The 14,893-nt window shown below is 59.8% G+C and carries 24 protein-coding genes; 2 read left to right on the forward strand and 22 right to left on the reverse strand.

Translation table 11 applies throughout. The annotated features are described in order from the left end of the window. Window positions 1-97: 97 nt before the first annotated feature. Both IPM80_11460 and IPM80_11465 read left to right on the forward strand, forming a co-directional pair. A complete protein-coding gene (locus IPM80_11460) occupies window positions 98-892 on the forward strand; it encodes an enoyl-CoA hydratase/isomerase family protein (protein MBK8959027.1) in 795 nt (264 codons plus the stop codon). Between the two features lie 20 nt (window positions 893-912). Beyond that, complete coding sequence (locus tag IPM80_11465; GenBank protein ID MBK8959028.1) at window positions 913-1,851, forward strand: hydroxymethylglutaryl-CoA lyase; 939 nt, start codon at window positions 913-915, stop codon at window positions 1,849-1,851. A gap of 244 nt (window positions 1,852-2,095) precedes the next feature. Here the strand turns inward: IPM80_11465 and IPM80_11470 are convergent, their stop codons facing one another. The 22 genes from IPM80_11470 to rpsC form a co-directional block, all read right to left on the reverse strand. Further along, window positions 2,096-4,552 carry a response regulator gene (locus tag IPM80_11470; protein MBK8959029.1) on the reverse strand — a complete coding sequence of 819 codons (2,457 nt, stop codon included), beginning with the start codon at window positions 4,550-4,552 and terminating at the stop codon, window positions 2,096-2,098. 297 nt (window positions 4,553-4,849) lie between these two features. Next, complete coding sequence (gene rplQ / locus IPM80_11475) at window positions 4,850-5,242, reverse strand: 50S ribosomal protein L17 (protein MBK8959030.1); 393 nt, start codon at window positions 5,240-5,242, stop codon at window positions 4,850-4,852. A 28-nt stretch (window positions 5,243-5,270) separates the two neighbouring features. Beyond that, on the reverse strand, window positions 5,271-6,275 hold the full coding sequence (rpoA, locus tag IPM80_11480; protein ID MBK8959031.1) for a DNA-directed RNA polymerase subunit alpha: 1,005 nt from the start codon (window positions 6,273-6,275) through the stop codon (window positions 5,271-5,273). A 21-nt stretch (window positions 6,276-6,296) separates the two neighbouring features. Then, window positions 6,297-6,920 carry a 30S ribosomal protein S4 gene (gene rpsD / locus IPM80_11485; GenBank protein ID MBK8959032.1) on the reverse strand — a complete coding sequence of 208 codons (624 nt, stop codon included), beginning with the start codon at window positions 6,918-6,920 and terminating at the stop codon, window positions 6,297-6,299. Between the two features lie 5 nt (window positions 6,921-6,925). Further along, on the reverse strand, window positions 6,926-7,318 hold the full coding sequence (gene rpsK / locus IPM80_11490) for a 30S ribosomal protein S11 (protein ID MBK8959033.1): 393 nt from the start codon (window positions 7,316-7,318) through the stop codon (window positions 6,926-6,928). Between the two features lie 15 nt (window positions 7,319-7,333). Beyond that, window positions 7,334-7,690: a 30S ribosomal protein S13 gene (gene rpsM / locus IPM80_11495; GenBank protein MBK8959034.1), complete on the reverse strand. Its 357-nt coding sequence runs from the start codon at window positions 7,688-7,690 to the stop codon at window positions 7,334-7,336. A gap of 31 nt (window positions 7,691-7,721) precedes the next feature. After that, a complete protein-coding gene (gene rpmJ, locus IPM80_11500; GenBank protein MBK8959035.1) occupies window positions 7,722-7,835 on the reverse strand; it encodes a 50S ribosomal protein L36 in 114 nt (37 codons plus the stop codon). 24 nt (window positions 7,836-7,859) lie between these two features. Further along, window positions 7,860-9,203: a preprotein translocase subunit SecY gene (gene secY, locus IPM80_11505; GenBank protein ID MBK8959036.1), complete on the reverse strand. Its 1,344-nt coding sequence runs from the start codon at window positions 9,201-9,203 to the stop codon at window positions 7,860-7,862. 2 nt (window positions 9,204-9,205) lie between these two features. Beyond that, on the reverse strand, window positions 9,206-9,640 hold the full coding sequence (gene rplO, locus IPM80_11510; GenBank protein MBK8959037.1) for a 50S ribosomal protein L15: 435 nt from the start codon (window positions 9,638-9,640) through the stop codon (window positions 9,206-9,208). 3 nt (window positions 9,641-9,643) lie between these two features. Next, complete coding sequence (gene rpmD / locus IPM80_11515; protein MBK8959038.1) at window positions 9,644-9,826, reverse strand: 50S ribosomal protein L30; 183 nt, start codon at window positions 9,824-9,826, stop codon at window positions 9,644-9,646. A gap of 5 nt (window positions 9,827-9,831) precedes the next feature. Next, window positions 9,832-10,347: a 30S ribosomal protein S5 gene (gene rpsE / locus IPM80_11520; protein ID MBK8959039.1), complete on the reverse strand. Its 516-nt coding sequence runs from the start codon at window positions 10,345-10,347 to the stop codon at window positions 9,832-9,834. Window positions 10,348-10,358: 11 nt separating this feature from the next. Then, window positions 10,359-10,718, reverse strand: a complete 360-nt coding sequence (rplR, locus tag IPM80_11525) for a 50S ribosomal protein L18 (GenBank protein ID MBK8959040.1) — start codon at window positions 10,716-10,718, stop codon at window positions 10,359-10,361. A 3-nt stretch (window positions 10,719-10,721) separates the two neighbouring features. Further along, window positions 10,722-11,255, reverse strand: a complete 534-nt coding sequence (rplF, locus tag IPM80_11530) for a 50S ribosomal protein L6 (GenBank protein MBK8959041.1) — start codon at window positions 11,253-11,255, stop codon at window positions 10,722-10,724. A 12-nt stretch (window positions 11,256-11,267) separates the two neighbouring features. After that, entirely contained in the window at window positions 11,268-11,663 is a 396-nt protein-coding gene (rpsH, locus tag IPM80_11535) for a 30S ribosomal protein S8 (GenBank protein ID MBK8959042.1), read from the reverse strand. Window positions 11,664-11,684: 21 nt separating this feature from the next. Then, on the reverse strand, window positions 11,685-11,990 hold the full coding sequence (gene rpsN / locus IPM80_11540) for a 30S ribosomal protein S14 (GenBank protein MBK8959043.1): 306 nt from the start codon (window positions 11,988-11,990) through the stop codon (window positions 11,685-11,687). Between the two features lie 9 nt (window positions 11,991-11,999). Continuing rightward, window positions 12,000-12,539 (reverse strand): 50S ribosomal protein L5, encoded by a 540-nt coding sequence (gene rplE, locus IPM80_11545; GenBank protein MBK8959044.1) that lies wholly within the window; start codon window positions 12,537-12,539, stop codon window positions 12,000-12,002. 15 nt (window positions 12,540-12,554) lie between these two features. Beyond that, the gene (gene rplX / locus IPM80_11550; protein ID MBK8959045.1) at window positions 12,555-12,872 is read right to left on the reverse strand and encodes a 50S ribosomal protein L24; all 318 of its coding nucleotides are present in this window, start codon (window positions 12,870-12,872) and stop codon (window positions 12,555-12,557) included. Between the two features lie 23 nt (window positions 12,873-12,895). Next, window positions 12,896-13,264, reverse strand: coding sequence for a 50S ribosomal protein L14 (gene rplN, locus IPM80_11555; GenBank protein MBK8959046.1), 369 nt, complete (start codon window positions 13,262-13,264; stop codon window positions 12,896-12,898). Window positions 13,265-13,300: 36 nt separating this feature from the next. Beyond that, window positions 13,301-13,567 carry a 30S ribosomal protein S17 gene (gene rpsQ, locus IPM80_11560; GenBank protein ID MBK8959047.1) on the reverse strand — a complete coding sequence of 89 codons (267 nt, stop codon included), beginning with the start codon at window positions 13,565-13,567 and terminating at the stop codon, window positions 13,301-13,303. Continuing rightward, window positions 13,564-13,773, reverse strand: coding sequence for a 50S ribosomal protein L29 (rpmC, locus tag IPM80_11565; GenBank protein ID MBK8959048.1), 210 nt, complete (start codon window positions 13,771-13,773; stop codon window positions 13,564-13,566). Before rpmC ends, rpsQ begins: the two co-directional genes overlap by 4 nt. Beyond that, window positions 13,773-14,186 carry a 50S ribosomal protein L16 gene (rplP, locus tag IPM80_11570; GenBank protein ID MBK8959049.1) on the reverse strand — a complete coding sequence of 138 codons (414 nt, stop codon included), beginning with the start codon at window positions 14,184-14,186 and terminating at the stop codon, window positions 13,773-13,775. Before rplP ends, rpmC begins: the two co-directional genes overlap by 1 nt. A gap of 30 nt (window positions 14,187-14,216) precedes the next feature. Beyond that, window positions 14,217-14,891: a 30S ribosomal protein S3 gene (gene rpsC, locus IPM80_11575; GenBank protein ID MBK8959050.1), complete on the reverse strand. Its 675-nt coding sequence runs from the start codon at window positions 14,889-14,891 to the stop codon at window positions 14,217-14,219. Window positions 14,892-14,893: the final 2 nt, after the last annotated feature.

Consider the following 14,893-nt stretch of genomic DNA (forward strand, 5'->3'; position numbering starts at 1 on the left):
CATGTCTCGCGCACCGCGGCGCGTGCGTCGCGCGCCGGAATCCTTACAATCCATCCTCGAGCGTCGGCAACATCACGGCAACTGCCGAGGAGATTCTATGCGCAGCGATTTCACCACCATCACCCCCGAAAGGGTCGAGGAGCACATCCTGGTGCTGCACCTGGACCGCCCCGAAAGAGCCAATGCCATGAACACACAAATGGGCATCGAGCTCAGGGCGTTTTTTCAGGACATGTATGTTGACCAGGAGGGCGTGCGCGTCGTGATCGTGACCGGACGCGGCACCAAAGCCTTTTCTGCCGGCGGCGATCTTAAGGACAGGGACGGCATGACGGACCAACAGTGGCAACACCAGCACGCCATCTATGAACAGATGGTGCGCGGATTGCGCGATTGCCCTGTCCCCGTGATCTGCGCCGTGAACGGCGCCGCCTACGGCGGCGGCTGCGAGTTTGCCTTGGGCTGCGACTTCATCTACGCCGCGAGCACTGCCCGCTTTGCCCTGACAGAAGTCACCTTGGGCATCATGCCGGGCGCCGCCGGCACCATCAACCTGCCGCACGCGGTAGGCGAGCGCCGCGCGAGAGAGATCATCTACACCGGCACGCCGTTCACCGCGGCCGAAGGCCAGGCGTGGGGGCTCGTCAACAAAGTGTGCGAGCCGGAGGCTCTACTCGAGGAGACGCTGGCCACGGCCAGGCGCATCGCCGGCAACGGTCCGATCTCGATACGCCAAGCCAAGAAATCCATCGCACTGGCGACCCAGATCGACCGGAACAGCGCCTACATGTTCGAACTCGAAGCATACAATCGCATGGTCCCCACCGCCGACCGATTGGAAGGCGTGCGGGCATTCAACGAAAAGCGCAAGCCGCGCTTCGAAGGGCGCTGAGCGCCGACGGAGGCAAACAAATGAGCAAGCAACGTGATGTCTGGTTACGCGAAGTCGGTACCCGCGATGGACTGCAAAGCATCGCCACAATCTTTCCCACCGCCGCAAAGCTCGAGTGGATACGTCTGGAAGCGGCCGCCGGCATGCCCGAAATCGAGGTCGGCTCATTCGTCCCGCCTAAGCTCCTGCCGCAAATGGCCGACAGCGCCGAAGTCGTCGCGGGCGCCAAGCGCATCCCGGGACTGCGCGTGTCGGTGTTGGTGCCCAACCTGCGCGGGGCGGAGAACGCCATGGCGGCCGGCGCCGACCAATTGAACTACGTCCTTTCCGTATCGGAGGCGCACAGCCGCGCAAATGTGCGGCGGTCAGTGCAAGAAGCTATGGAGGATTTTGGGCGTATTATTCAGCTGAGAAACTCCCGCCCAGAATATCGCGACGTTCGTGTGGCGGGCGGCTTGGCCACTGCATTCGGCTGCACCATCGCTGGCCGTGTTCCCGTCAGTGAGGTGCTCGACGCCGCCAGTAAAATGGTTGAGCTTGGCGCGGACGAACTTGCCGTTGCCGATACGGTTGGCTACGCGAACCCAGCCCAATGCCGACAGATATTCAAGGAAGTGCTGAACATCGCCGGCAAGATCCCGGTTGCCGCCCATTTTCACGACACCCGTGGCCTCGGCCTTGCGAATGTCGTTGCAGCGATTGACGTGGGCATTCGGCAATTCGACGCGTCCTTGGCCGGCTTGGGAGGATGCCCCTACGCGCCGGGAGCCAGCGGAAACATTGTGATGGACGATTTGGCGTTCATGCTCGAAGCCATGGGCTTGGCCACCGGCGTCGACCTGAATGGCTTGATGGAGGCGCGTCGGCATATGGAGCAGTACCTCGCCGGTGAGCAAACGCGGGGAGCCTTCGTCAGAGCCGGGGTACCGAAGGGCTTTTTGCGGGAAGGTATGTCATGACCCTGAGTTGGGGCTCGAACGCGCCCGAAGTCAGTAGGTTTGCAAGAGTGGTGCCCGAGACTCCCCGCGGCAGCCAAGGTCTCGCGCCGAGTTGAATCGCTCCACATCCCCGGCATCGACCTCCGGGGGGGGAGAATTCGCCAGGCCGTTCGGCTTTCACCCGCTCGCGGGCTATTACCGGTCACGCTGACATACTATATGCACCAACCTGCTATTTCCCAAGGAAGTCACAAAAGCAGGGCAATCACCGACTAGCCACGTACAGTTCGATACGGTCGCGCAAAAGCCGCAGACTCTCCGCGAGCACATCTCTCATTGAATCGCTCGTTTGTACATTGAACGCGTCCGAATCTGAGGATGCGCGCTCATATTCATGAGCCAAGGCACTCAGCCGACGTGCGCCCAAGGTTGCGGATGCTCCTTTAAGCGCATGCATCGAGTCCTTGAACCCGATGATGTCGCCTTCGTTACAGAATTGAATAGATTTTGAAATCAATTTATCACTATCCGCTTCGAACTCCAGAACCATGTCCAACAGTTCTGAAGTGTCAACGCCAATCTCCAGCAATTCATCTATCTCTGAGTAATCCACTATTACGTCTGACGATTCTTCGTCCGAGACCGATTCCGCATCGACTGGTGACGCCTTTCCACCTCGCGCATAAGATGCAACGGCTTCTCGAAATTCCCTGGCTCGCAGGGGCTTAGTCAGATACGCGACAGCTCCACATGCTTCGGCGGCATCGCGTGCCTCGGTCGTCGCGTCCGCGGTCAAGATAACGACCGGCGTCCCTACTCCGTTGGAGACGAATTGGTAGATCTGCACGACTTCGATACCCGACATGCCGGGCATGTGCATGTCAATGAAGCCCAGTCCGAATTCGGTACGCTCGAGCGCCGCAAGTGCTTCTTCTCCGCTGGAAACGCAAGTTACATAGTGCCCAGCACTTTCCAGAGCCATTCGAGCGGTAGTCAGGTTGGTTGGATTGTCGTCAGCAAGCAAAACGTGAATCGGCTGAGCGGCCCTTGTCACTCGAACGGGCTCTTCCTCGAGATACGGTAGTGACGCACTCTCCAAGGAATGAATCCGGCCCAGTTCTCGCACCGATCCTCGCGCGACCGAACTATTGAATAGCGGATGCTCGACCGCGCTGGGCTCCGGTTCTCCGTAATAGATCTTCAGGCGAGGGCGCGTATCGAGCCCCAACTTGGAGTGAATGATTTCGCGATAGTTAGCGAGGTCGCTATCGATGAAGACAACCCGGCCTCCCCAACCATCGAAATCAGAAAGCGCGTTGGTACTGACCTGGACACAATCCCACCCGGACTCGCTGAATGCCACTTGATCGGTGGCAGACAGCGGTCCGGCTCCCAGGTACACACATTGGCGCATAGTATCGGCAGGCCAGCCGGCAATTTTTTCTCGGCTCTCTTCGATGGGGATCAGTAGGTGGCAGTGCGTGCCAATGTTCTCGACCGATTGAAATGAGATTTCCCCTCCCAACAATTCAACATATTGCTTGGTGAGCGTAAGCCCCAACCCGGTACCTGCGTACCGTCGCGCGGCGCTATCGTCCCCGAGGGTGAAGGGCTCAAAAATATTGGGAAGCAGTTTGGGCGAAATGCCGATGCCCGTGTCGACGATATCCATCGCCATCGCGGGTGTCCTCTGATGCTCGCTGTACGTGACGCGAACAGAGACGTGGCCCTCCTTGGTGTACTTGACGGCGTTGCCAACGGTATTGATCAGTATTTCCTGCAGGTATTCGCCAGAACTTCTGATCCAAGTGGGAATCCGTGAATCGAAGAACCAATAAAACTCGACGCCTTGTTGTTGTGCTTTGGGTTGGCAAATGCGCAGCGCGGTTTGCACGACGCTTACTACATTTATCCATTCTCGTTGCCGCGTGGGCACTTTTCCGGCGTCTGCCGAGGCCACATCCAGGATCTTGTTCACCAGACCGAGAAGGTGCTGCGCCGAATCGCTGACCATCTGCATTTTCTGGTGGCGACTTTCCACATGTCCGCGCGCATCGTCAAGGGTTTCCTTTAGCACGTCGGAAACGCTAATTATCGCGTGAAGCGGTGTGCGCAGTTCGTGGCTCATGTTGGCGATGAACCGGGACCGTGCGTCGTTCAAATCCCGGATGCGCTCAAGAACCTCCCGATGCTTCTTCAGGAGAGCAGCTGAGTACAGCGGCACAAGAGCCATTCCCAGGTAATAGGCAATTACGAGTTCACGGCTGGCCCGCAGATATTCGTTGTGAAGCAGTGCTATTGAAAAAAACGAGGCCGCGACTCCGAGCGTGAAATATAGATACTTTACGCCGAACCGGTAGCCATAGCCGATGATTGAGTTCAAATAAATCGGAAAAAGTATGACGCCGAAACTGTCCGAAATAGCTGTATAGGCAGAAATTGCGCCGATATCTGCGAATATGCTGACGGCCCTAGTAAACAGGAGAGCCTTGGAATCCGGGGAAACCCGAAGCAGAAAAAAATATGTCCACGCGTAAGCCAACAGCGAGAAAGTCCAATAGGCGAAGGCGAGATTGAAATATTTATAGTTCAAAGCCTCCAAAGGCGTAGACGCCGGAGCATTGATGTACGACCAAACGACTACCGCCGATACGAAGATAACGCGGACAAACGCCTGGTCCAAATCGCTTGGACGCACTTCGTAGTTGGATTGTGATGCCATTGTTCCCTCAATGAATTACACAATTGTTTTTTTGCTTCATGGCTCAGCGCTTCGACTCACGACGTCCTGCCAATTGCCTTCACCCACGGCTCAGTTCTCGTGTCTGTCAAGCTAATCCTCGCTGCAGAACACCATGCGACAACATCGCCCAACCTGACGGCAAGCTCTCAGCGGGCGCCTGTTTGTAAACGCATTCTGCCCTATCTCCCCATGCTGACTGCTAAAAAATAGTCCGGAGGCCAAAAACGCAAAAGCCGGGGTGTACCCGGCTCGCGTATTCAATTCAGTTTTTTTGGCTTACTCCGCACTGTCTGCCGGAGCTTCCGCGTCCACTGGCCGGTCAACCAACTCGACGATCGCCATCGGCGCCTTGTCGCCAGCCCGAAATCCGCACTTCAGGATCCGCAGATATCCACCGGGGCGTTCCTGGTACCGGGGTCCCAGTTCGTTGAACAGCTTGGTTACCGCTTCGCGGTCGCGCAGACGGTCGAACGCCAGGCGACGCTTGGCGACGGAATCGGTACGCGCGAGCGTAATCAGCGGCTCGGCGGCTCGGCGCAGTTCCTTGGCTTTCGGCAATGTGGTGCGAATGATTTCGTGCCGCAACAACGATACGGCCATGTTCTGAATCATTGCTTTGCGATGGGCGCTGGTGCGGCTGAGGCTGCGCCCGCTGTTGGAATGTCTCATGGTAATGTGCCTTGTTTGCCTGGCGCGCTCAGAGAGCCGCGCGTTCGCCTTCGTAAAGGCCGGCGGGCGGCCAGTTTTCCAGTCGCATGCCGAGGGACAGCCCGCGCGCAGCGAGTACGTCCTTGATCTCGGTCAGCGATTTCTTGCCAAGGTTCGGGGTCTTGAGCAGCTCCACTTCCGTGCGCTGGATGAGATCGCCGATGTAATAGATGCTTTCTGCCTTGAGGCAGTTCGCCGAACGCACCGTCAACTCGAGATCATCGATCGAGCGCAGCAGGATCGGGTCAACCTCGGCCTGCGGGCCCGGTTTGACGTGGTCGTTCTCGTCGGTCGTGATGTCGACAAACACCGCGAGTTGGCTGCGCAGGATCGTGGCGGCTTCCTTGACGGCGGTTTCCGGGTCGATGGTGCCGTTGGTCTCGATGGTGAGGATCAGCTTGTCGAGATTGGTCTGCTGTTCCACGCGAGCGCTGAGCACCTCGTAGGCGCAGCGGCGCACCGGACTGAACGACGCATCCAGCTTGAGGCGACCGATTGCCTGATCGGCGTCTTCGCTGGTTTCCCGCGCGGTGGACGGCTGGTAACCACGGCCGCGCGCAACGCGCAGCGTCATGTTCAGCTCGCCGTTGTCGCTCAAAGTCGCGATGTGGTAATCCGGGTCGACAATTTCGATGTCGTGATCGAGCACGATGTCACGCGCGGTCACGCGGCCCGGACCACGGCGATTGAGCGTGATGCTGGCCTCGTCGCGAGCGTGCATGTTGATTGCCAGACCTTTGAGGTTGAGCAGGATGTCGGTGACGTCCTCTTGCACACCTTCAATGGTGGTGTACTCATGGAGTACGTTCTCGATTTCAACTTCAACGATTGCGCTGCCCGTCATCGACGACAACAGGACGCGACGCAGAGCATTACCGAGAGTATGGCCAAAGCCCCTGTTGAGGGGTTCAATCGTAATACGAGCAGCGCGCGGGCCGACCTGCTGTACCTCGACGATCTTCGGCTTCAACAACTCATTCAATGCTGACGCCATATTGCAATCTCCTTAAACAGATTACTTCGAATACAACTCGACAACGAGCGACTCATTGATATCAGCCGGCAGATCCGCGCGCTCTGGAACGGCCTTGAAGCGGCCCTCCATCTTCTTCGAATCGACTTCGACCCATTCCGGGAAGCCAAGCTGCTCGGCAATCGCCAGCGAGTCGGCGATACGCACCTGCTTCTTGGAGCGCTCGCGCACCGAGATGATGTCGTTGGGCGCGACCTGGTATGACGGAATGTTCACGCTTTGGCCGTTGACCAGAATGGCCTTGTGGCCGACCAGCTGACGACATTCGGCGCGCGTCACGCCGAAGCCCATGCGGTAAACGACGTTGTCGAGACGACATTCCAGCAGCTGCAGCAGGTTCTCGCCCGTGGCGCCTTTACGGCGCGCCGCCTTGGCGTAGTAATTGCGGAACTGACGTTCGAGGATGCCGTAGATGAAGCGCAGCTTCTGCTTCTCGCGTAGCTGGATCGCGTAGTCAGACTGGCGACGACCACGGTTGTCACCATGCTGACCAGGCTGCTTCTCGAGGTTGCACTTGGTTTCTATCGGTCGTGCACGGCTCTTCAGGCCCAGGTCCATGCCCTGACGCCGGCTCAACTTGCACTTCGGTCCAATGTAACGCGCCATCTCTATTACACCCTTCGCTTCTTCGGCGGCCGGCACCCGTTGTGCGGGATCGGCGTAACGTCGGTAATGTTGGTGATCTTGAAGCCCGCTGAATTGAGCGAGCGGACGGCGGATTCGCGACCCGGTCCCGGCCCCTTCACGAACACATCGAGGTTCTGCATGCCGTATTCGTCACGCACCGTCGAAAGCTTCTCGGCGGCGACCTGCGCCGCGAACGGCGTGCTCTTGCGCGAACCGCGGAAACCGCTGCCACCGGCAGTGGCCCAGGCGAGCGTGTTGCCCTGCCTGTCGGTGATCGTGATGATGGTATTGTTGAAGGACGCGTGAATGTGCGCGACGCCGTCAATGACGGTACGCCGCACCTTCTTCTTCACGTTCCGCTGGCTAGCCTGTGCCATATCTGAATCCCAATCTTACTTCTTGACCATGCGACGCGGGCCCTTGCGGGTGCGTGCATTGGTCCGCGTGCGCTGTCCGCGCACCGGCAAGCCACGGCGATGCCGGACACCGCGGTAGCAGCCCAGATCCATCAGTCGCTTGATGTTCATGCTGACTTCGCGACGCAGGTCGCCTTCGACCGGAAACTTGCCCACCGCGGCGCGCAGGGCTTCCAGCTGGCCTTCAGTCAGGTCCTTGATCAGCGAATCGGGCGGTACACCGGTCTCTGCGCAAATGGCCTTTGCGCGCGTACGTCCGATACCGTAGATCGACGTCAACGCGATGACCGCATGCTTGCGATCAGGAATGTTTACTCCAGCTACGCGAGCCATAGCCTGTTCCTCTCAACTTTCATTCCGATGTTCAACCCTGGCGTTGTTTGTGTCGGGGATCCTTGCAGATCACGCGCACTACGCCTTTGCGCTTGATAACCCTGCAATCCCGGCAAATGCGTTTGACTGAAGCCTGCACTTTCATTTTCGATTCCTCTCGTCCGGCACTTCACCGGCGCCCGTAGCCCTTGAGGTTCGCCTTCTTCATCAGCCCCTCATATTGGTGCGACATCAGATGCGCCTGCACCTGTGCCATGAAATCCATTACCACCACCACAATGATCAATAAGGAGGTGCCGCCGAAATAAAACGGCACGTTCAGCTCCAGAATCAAGAATTCCGGCAGCAGACACACCAGCGTGATGTAGATCGCGCCGGCCACCGTCAGGCGTGTCATCACACCGTCGATATAACGAGCCGTCTGCTCACCCGGGCGGATACCAGGAATGAACGCTCCCGATTTCTTCAAGTTGTCGGCCATTTCCTTCGGATTGAACACCAACGCGGTGTAGAAGAAGGAAAAGAACACGATCGCGGCCGCATACAGCATCACGTAAAGCGGCTGGCCGGGCGACAAGGTGCTGCTGATGTCTCGCAGCCAGTCCATGCCCTCAGCGTTCGCAAACCAGCCGGCGATTGTAGCCGGAAACAGGATGATGCTCGAAGCAAAAATTGGCGGGATCACGCCCGACATGTTGAGCTTGAGCGGCAAATTGGTCGACTGGCCGCCGTAGGTCTGGCGGCCACGCTGCTGCTTGGCGTAATTGACTGTGATGCGGCGCTGGGCGCGCTCGACGAACACCACCAGGCCGGTCACCGCGGTGGCCAGTACGAACAGGCCGAGCACCACCAGCAGGGACAGCTCACCGGTACGCGACAGTTCCAGGGTACCGGCGATGGCCTGCGGCAGTCCGGCGACGATACCCGAGAAAATGATCATCGAGATGCCGTTACCGATACCACGTTCTGTAACCTGCTCGCCGAGCCACATCAGGAACAAGGTGCCGGTTACCAGTGTCGCGACGCAAGTTACTTTGAAAGCAATCCCGGGTGAAATCACCAGGTGCATGCCGGCCACGGTCTGCTGCTCGAGCATGATGGACACGCCAGTGGCCTGAAACACCGCCAGCACCACCGTGAAATACCGCGTGTACTGCGTGATCTTGCGGCGTCCCGACTCGCCTTCCTTCTTCAGCTGCTCGAGACGCGGGCTGACAACGGTCATCAGCTGCAAAATGATCGAGGCCGAGATGTAAGGCATGATGCCGAGCGCGACGACCGAGAACCGCTTCAGCGCGCCGCCCGAGAACATGTTGAACATGTCCAGGATCGAACCGCTCTGCTGATCGAACAGCGCGTTCAGGGCGACCGGGTTGATGCCAGGTACGGGAATGTGCGAGCAGATCCGGAATACCAGCAAGGCTCCCAGCAGGAACAGGAAACGGCTGCGCAGCTCGGTGAGCTTGCCGAGCCCTGCTACCCCACCTGGAAGTTTTGCCGTCGCCGTTGCCACGCTTATTCTTCCACTTTACCGCCAGCGGCTTCGATCGCGGCGCGCGCACCCTTGGTGACTGCGAGCCCCTTCACGATCACGGCCTTTTCAATAGTGCCCGCCAGGATGACCTTGACGGTCTCGATGTGGTGGCGCACCAAGCCCGCGGCCTTCAATGCGGTCAAATCAATCGGGGTCGCGTCCAGACCATTCAACTCGTGCAGACGCACTTCATCGGCCAAGCCTTGCGTCAGGGAGCGGAAGCCGAACTTCGGCAAGCGGCGCTGCAGCGGCATCTGGCCGCCTTCGAAACCGACCTTGTGGTAGCCGCCGGCGCGGGACTTCTGACCCTTGTGACCACGGCCGGCGGTCTTGCCCAGGCCCGAGCCGCCACCACGACCGAGACGCTTGCGCGCCTTCTTGGCGCCAGCTGCCGGCTTTAACGTATTAAGACGCATGATTTACTGCTCCTGGACCTGGACCATGTAGTAGATCTTGTTGATCATGCCGCGGTTCTCAGGCGTGTCGGCGACCGACACCGTCTGCCACATGCGGCGCAGACCGAGACCGCTGGCGCAGGCCTTGTGGTCCGGGAGCCGTCCATTGAGGCTCTTGCACAGAGTCACGTTCAACTGCTTAGCCACGTTCTTTACCCTCGAATCTGCTCGACCGTCTTGCCGCGCTTGGCCGCCATCTGGTCCGGCGAAGCCATGCCCTTCAGACCGTTGACCGTGGCGCGCACGACGTTGATCGGGTTGCTGGTGCCAATGCACTTGGCAAGCACGTTGTGCACACCCAGCACTTCGAACACGGCGCGCATCGCGCCGCCGGCGATGATGCCCGTACCTTCCGATGCCGGCTGCATGTAGACCTTGGCCGCGCCGTGTTCACCCATCAGCGGGTACTGCAGGGTCGAACCGTTCAGCGCCACGCGCGTCATGTTCTTGCGTGCGTTCTCCATCGCCTTCTGGATTGCGACCGGTACTTCGCGCGCCTTGCCGCGGCCGAAGCCGACACGACCGGCGCCATCACCGACCACCACCAGCGCGGAGAAACCGAAAATGCGTCCGCCCTTGACCACTTTGGCCACGCGATTAACGGCGATCAGCTTCTCTAGGTAGCCTTCGTTGTTGTCGGAGCTGTTTTGATTGTGACTGACACTCATTATTCCAACTCCTAGAACTTCAGGCCGCCTTCACGCGCGGCATCGGCGAGCGCCTTGACGCGACCGTGATATTTGAACCCCGAGCGATCGAACGCCACTTCGGCGATGCCTGCGGCAACAGCGCGCTCGGCGATCAGTTTGCCGATGGACGCCGCGGCGGCGATGTTACCGCCGTGCACACCACTGGCGCGGAAGTCTTTTTCCACGGTGGACGCCGTGACCAGTACCGCATTGCCCTCGGGCGCGATGATCTGCGCGTAGATATGGCGCGGCGTGCGATTGATGCACAGGCGCACCGCGCGCAATTCGCGAATCTTGGCGCGGGCCTTGCGCGCGCGACGCAGGCGCGATTCTTTCTTCTCACTGGCCATGGCTTAACTCTTCTTCGCTTCTTTCTTGACGATGACTTCGCCGCCGTAGCGAACACCCTTGCCCTTGTAGGGTTCGGGCCGACGGTAGGCGCGGATATTCGCCGCGACCTGGCCAACCTGCTGCTTGTCTACGCCCTTGACCAGGATTTCCGTCTGGCTGGGGCACTCGATGGTGATTCCTTCCGGAATCGCGTATTCCACAGGGTGCGAGTAGCCGAGCGACAGGTTGAGCTTCTGACCCTGCACCTGCGCGCGATAGCCGACGCCGACGATTTCAAGCTTGCGCGTGAAACCGGCCGAGACGCCCGTCACCATGTTGTTCAACAGCGCGCGCGTGGTGCCAGACAGCGCGTTGGACGCCTGGCTGGCGTCATTGGCGGCGACGTTCAGCACGCCGTCTTCCAGTGCCACCGACACCAGGTCGTGAACCACGTGCTCCATCGCACCCTTCGCACCCTTGACGCTGACCGACTGCCCCGCGATCTTCACTTCGACCCCGGACGGCAACGGAATCGGCATTTTCCCGACTCTAGACATCTCGCTACGACCTTAATAAACGGAACAGATGATTTCGCCGCCGATGCCCTGCGCCCGCGCTTCGCGGTCGCTCATCAGCCCCTTGGAAGTCGACACGATGGCGACGCCGAGGCCTCCGATGATGGACGGCAACTGGTCCTTGGTTTTGTAAATGCGCAAGCCGGGCCGGCTAACACGCCACACGCGCTCGATGACCGGCTTGCCGCGGAAGTACTTGAGCTCGATGTGCAGCTGCTTGGCCGCGCCCTCACCCTCGACCCGGTAGTCGGTGATGTAACCTTCGTTCTTCAATACTTCGGCAATCGCGGACTTACGCTTGGACGCGGGCATCGCCACATCGCGCTTGGAGCGGGCCTGCGCGTTGCGGATGCGAGTCAACATATCGCCGATGGGATCTTGCATGCTCATATCTGTACCTTCTTCGCCCGCTTACCAGCTGGCCTTGACCAGACCCGGCACATGACCCTGCATGGCCAGACGGCGCAGTTCGTTACGGCTCAGGCCGAACTTGCGGTAATAACCGTGAGGACGCCCCGTCAGACGGCAGCGATTGCGACCACGCACCGGGCTCGAGTCGCGCGGCAGCTTCTGCAGGCGCAGACGCGCTTGCTCGCGTTCTTCGTAGCTGCGGTCTTCGTCTTTGATGATCGTCTTCAGTTCGGCGCGCTTCTTGGCGAACTTCTTCGCAAGTTCCGTGCGCTTCACTTCACGATTGACCATGGATTTCTTAGCCATGTGCCTGCCTCAAGTCCTCAACGGGAAGCGGAACGCTTCCAACAATGCCCGACCTTCTTCGTCGGTACGGGCGGTAGTGGTGATGCAGATGTCCATGCCGCGCAGAACGTCGATTTTGTCGTAATCGATTTCCGGGAAGATGATCTGCTCCTTGATACCCATGCTGTAGTTGCCGCGGCCATCGAACGCACGGCCGTTCAGGCCGCGGAAGTCGCGGATACGCGGGATCGCAATGTTGATCAGGCGATCGAGGAACTCATACATGCGCGCGCGGCGCAGCGTGACCTTGCAGCCGATCGGCCATTCCTCGCGGATTTTGAAGCCGGCGATGGACTTGCGCGCCAGGCACACCACCGGCTGTTGGCCGGAGATAGCCTTCATGTCGCCGACGGCGTGATCGATGATCTTCTTGTCGCCGACCGCCTCACCCAGGCCCATGTTGAGGGTCACCTTGGTGATGCGCGGCACTTCCATCGCGGACTTGTAGCTGAACTGGTCGCGCAGCTTCTTGATCACGACGTCGCGGTAATGTTGTTCCAGTCTGGTCATTGCAAAACTTCCCGATTACACGTCCACGACTTCGCCGTTGGACTTGAAAAACCGCACCTTGCGGCCGTCCTCCAGCACGCGGATGCCGACCCGGTCCGGCTTCTGCGTCATCGGGTTGAACAGCGCCACGTTCGAGATCTGCAGCGGTGCTTCCTTCTCGACGATGCCACCGGCAATGCCGGCCTGCGGGTTGGGGCGCGTGTGACGCTTGACGATGTTGATGCCTTCGACGATGACACGGTCGTCCGCGTAAACGCGCAGTACCGTGCCGCGCTTGCCGCGGTCGCGCCCGGTCAGGACCGCCACGGTGTCACCTTTCTTGATCTTGTTCATTGCTTACTCCGACCTTGTGCCGCTTACAGCACTTCCGGCGCCAATGACACGATGCGCATGAACTTCTCGCCACGCAGCTCGCGGGTGACGGGCCCGAAGATACGGGTGCCCACCGGTTGCAGCTGCTTGTCGAGAAGCACCGCCGCGTTGCCGTCGAAGCGGATGGTCGAACCGTCGGCGCGACGCACACCCTTGCGGGTACGAACCACCACGGCGTTGAACACATCGCCCTTCTTGACCTTACCGCGCGGCACCGCTTCCTTGATGCTGACCTTGATCACGTCGCCGATGTTGGCGTAGCGGCGGCGCGAACCACCCAGCACCTTGATGCACATCAGTCGGCGCGCGCCGCTGTTGTCCGCGGCGTCGAGCATGCTTTGCATCTGAATCATGACTTACTCCAATCCGTATTCCGGCAGTGGCGAGGTTCAAACGCGCGTTGCGCGTTCGATGACCCGGGCCAGACGCCAGCTCTTGTTCTTCGACAGCGGACGGCACTCTTCGATGGCGACGGTATCGCCCTCGTTGCACTCGTTGTTCTCGTCGTGGGCGAGCAGCTTGGTCGATTTACGCACGAACTTGCGATAGAGCGGATGCTCGACACGACGCTCGATCAGCACCGAGATGGTCTTGTCCATCTTGTTGCTGGCAACCACGCCGGTCAGCGTTCTCGCGGTCTTGGTCTGTTCGCTCATTTCACACTTCCTGAGGCGACATCGCTCTTCTGCTTGATGATGGTCTTGATGCGCGCGATGTCGCGACGCGTCTCGCGGATGTCGGTCGGCCGCGGCGGCTGGCCGGAGCCGGCTTGCATGCGCATGTTGAACTGCTTGCGGCGCAGCTCCAGCAGCAGCGCCGTCAGTTCGGCGCCATCCTTTTCACGTAATTCGTTCGCTTTCATCACAGCACCGTACGAATGGCAAATGTGGTACGGACGGGCAGCTTGGCGGCAGCCAGGCGCATCGCCTCGCGCGCCTGGTCTTCCGGCACGCCTTCCATTTCATAGAGCACGGTGCCGGGCTTGATCTGCGCGACCCAGTACTCGACGTTACCCTTACCCTTGCCCTGGCGGACTTCGAGAGGCTTCTTCGAAATCGGCTTGTCGGGGAAGACGCGGATCCACACTTTCGCACCGCGCTTCACGAAGCGCGTGATGGCGCGACGCGCCGCCTCGATCTGGCGCGCGGTCACGCGACCGCCGGTGGTCGCCTTGAGCGCGAATTCACCGAAGCTCACACGGTTGCCGCGTTGCGCCAGGCCGCGGTTGCGGCCCTTCATCTGCTTGCGGAATTTTGTATTTTTTGGTTGCAGCACTGTCTATGCTCCTGCCGGTGGACGCCGGCCTCAGGCCGCCGAGGTCTCGCCGTCGGCGGCTTCGCCAATCGGACCCTGGCGCACGATTTCGCCCTTGAAGATCCACACCTTCACGCCGATCACGCCGTAGGTGGTGTTCGCTTCGGCGAAGCCGTAATCGATGTCCGCACGCAGGGTGTGCAGCGGCACGCGGCCTTCGCGATACCACTCGGTGCGCGCGATTTCGGCGCCGTTCAGGCGGCCTGCCACGTTGATCTTGATGCCCTGGGCGCCGAGACGCATGGAGTTCGACACCGCGCGCTTCATGGCGCGGCGGAACATGATGCGGCGCTCGAGCTGCTGGGCGACCGACTCGGCGACCAGGTAGGCATCCAGTTCCGGCTTGCGAATTTCCTCGACGCTGATGTGCGCCGGCACCTTCATGAGGGCCGTCACCTGCTTGCGCAGCGACTCGATGTCCTCGCCCTTCTTACCGATCACGATACCCGGACGCGCGGTATGGATGATGATGCGGGCGTTGTTGGCCGGACGCTCGATCTGAATGCGGCTGACTGACGCATGCGCAAGTTTCTTGCGCAGGAACGCACGCACCGCGAGATCGTTGTTCAGGTAATTCGCGTAGTTCTTGGTGTCGGCGAACCAGGTCGAGGTCCAATCCTTAACGATGCCCAAGCGAATGCCGTACGGATGTACTTTCTGTCCCATTT

This window comes from Pseudomonadota bacterium, from assembly GCA_016719885.1.
Taxonomy (GTDB): domain Bacteria; phylum Pseudomonadota; class Gammaproteobacteria.

Coding starts and splice junctions, on each gene's coding strand:
- IPM80_11460 (MBK8959027.1), top strand. CDS start 98: ATGCGCAGCGATTTCACCACCATCACCCCCGAAAGGGTCGAGGAGCAC.
- IPM80_11465 (MBK8959028.1), top strand. CDS start 913: ATGAGCAAGCAACGTGATGTCTGGTTACGCGAAGTCGGTACCCGCGAT.
- IPM80_11470 (MBK8959029.1), bottom strand. CDS start 4,552: ATGGCATCACAATCCAACTACGAAGTGCGTCCAAGCGATTTGGACCAG.
- rplQ (MBK8959030.1), bottom strand. CDS start 5,242: ATGAGACATTCCAACAGCGGGCGCAGCCTCAGCCGCACCAGCGCCCAT.
- rpoA (MBK8959031.1), bottom strand. CDS start 6,275: ATGGCGTCAGCATTGAATGAGTTGTTGAAGCCGAAGATCGTCGAGGTA.
- rpsD (MBK8959032.1), bottom strand. CDS start 6,920: ATGGCGCGTTACATTGGACCGAAGTGCAAGTTGAGCCGGCGTCAGGGC.
- rpsK (MBK8959033.1), bottom strand. CDS start 7,318: ATGGCACAGGCTAGCCAGCGGAACGTGAAGAAGAAGGTGCGGCGTACC.
- rpsM (MBK8959034.1), bottom strand. CDS start 7,690: ATGGCTCGCGTAGCTGGAGTAAACATTCCTGATCGCAAGCATGCGGTC.
- rpmJ (MBK8959035.1), bottom strand. CDS start 7,835: ATGAAAGTGCAGGCTTCAGTCAAACGCATTTGCCGGGATTGCAGGGTT.
- rplO (MBK8959037.1), bottom strand. CDS start 9,640: ATGCGTCTTAATACGTTAAAGCCGGCAGCTGGCGCCAAGAAGGCGCGC.
- rpsE (MBK8959039.1), bottom strand. CDS start 10,347: ATGAGTGTCAGTCACAATCAAAACAGCTCCGACAACAACGAAGGCTAC.
- rplR (MBK8959040.1), bottom strand. CDS start 10,718: ATGGCCAGTGAGAAGAAAGAATCGCGCCTGCGTCGCGCGCGCAAGGCC.
- rplF (MBK8959041.1), bottom strand. CDS start 11,255: ATGTCTAGAGTCGGGAAAATGCCGATTCCGTTGCCGTCCGGGGTCGAA.
- rpsH (MBK8959042.1), bottom strand. CDS start 11,663: ATGAGCATGCAAGATCCCATCGGCGATATGTTGACTCGCATCCGCAAC.
- rpsN (MBK8959043.1), bottom strand. CDS start 11,990: ATGGCTAAGAAATCCATGGTCAATCGTGAAGTGAAGCGCACGGAACTT.
- rplE (MBK8959044.1), bottom strand. CDS start 12,539: ATGACCAGACTGGAACAACATTACCGCGACGTCGTGATCAAGAAGCTG.
- rplX (MBK8959045.1), bottom strand. CDS start 12,872: ATGAACAAGATCAAGAAAGGTGACACCGTGGCGGTCCTGACCGGGCGC.
- rplN (MBK8959046.1), bottom strand. CDS start 13,264: ATGATTCAGATGCAAAGCATGCTCGACGCCGCGGACAACAGCGGCGCG.
- rpsQ (MBK8959047.1), bottom strand. CDS start 13,567: ATGAGCGAACAGACCAAGACCGCGAGAACGCTGACCGGCGTGGTTGCC.
- rpmC (MBK8959048.1), bottom strand. CDS start 13,773: ATGAAAGCGAACGAATTACGTGAAAAGGATGGCGCCGAACTGACGGCG.
- rpsC (MBK8959050.1), bottom strand. CDS start 14,891: ATGGGACAGAAAGTACATCCGTACGGCATTCGCTTGGGCATCGTTAAG.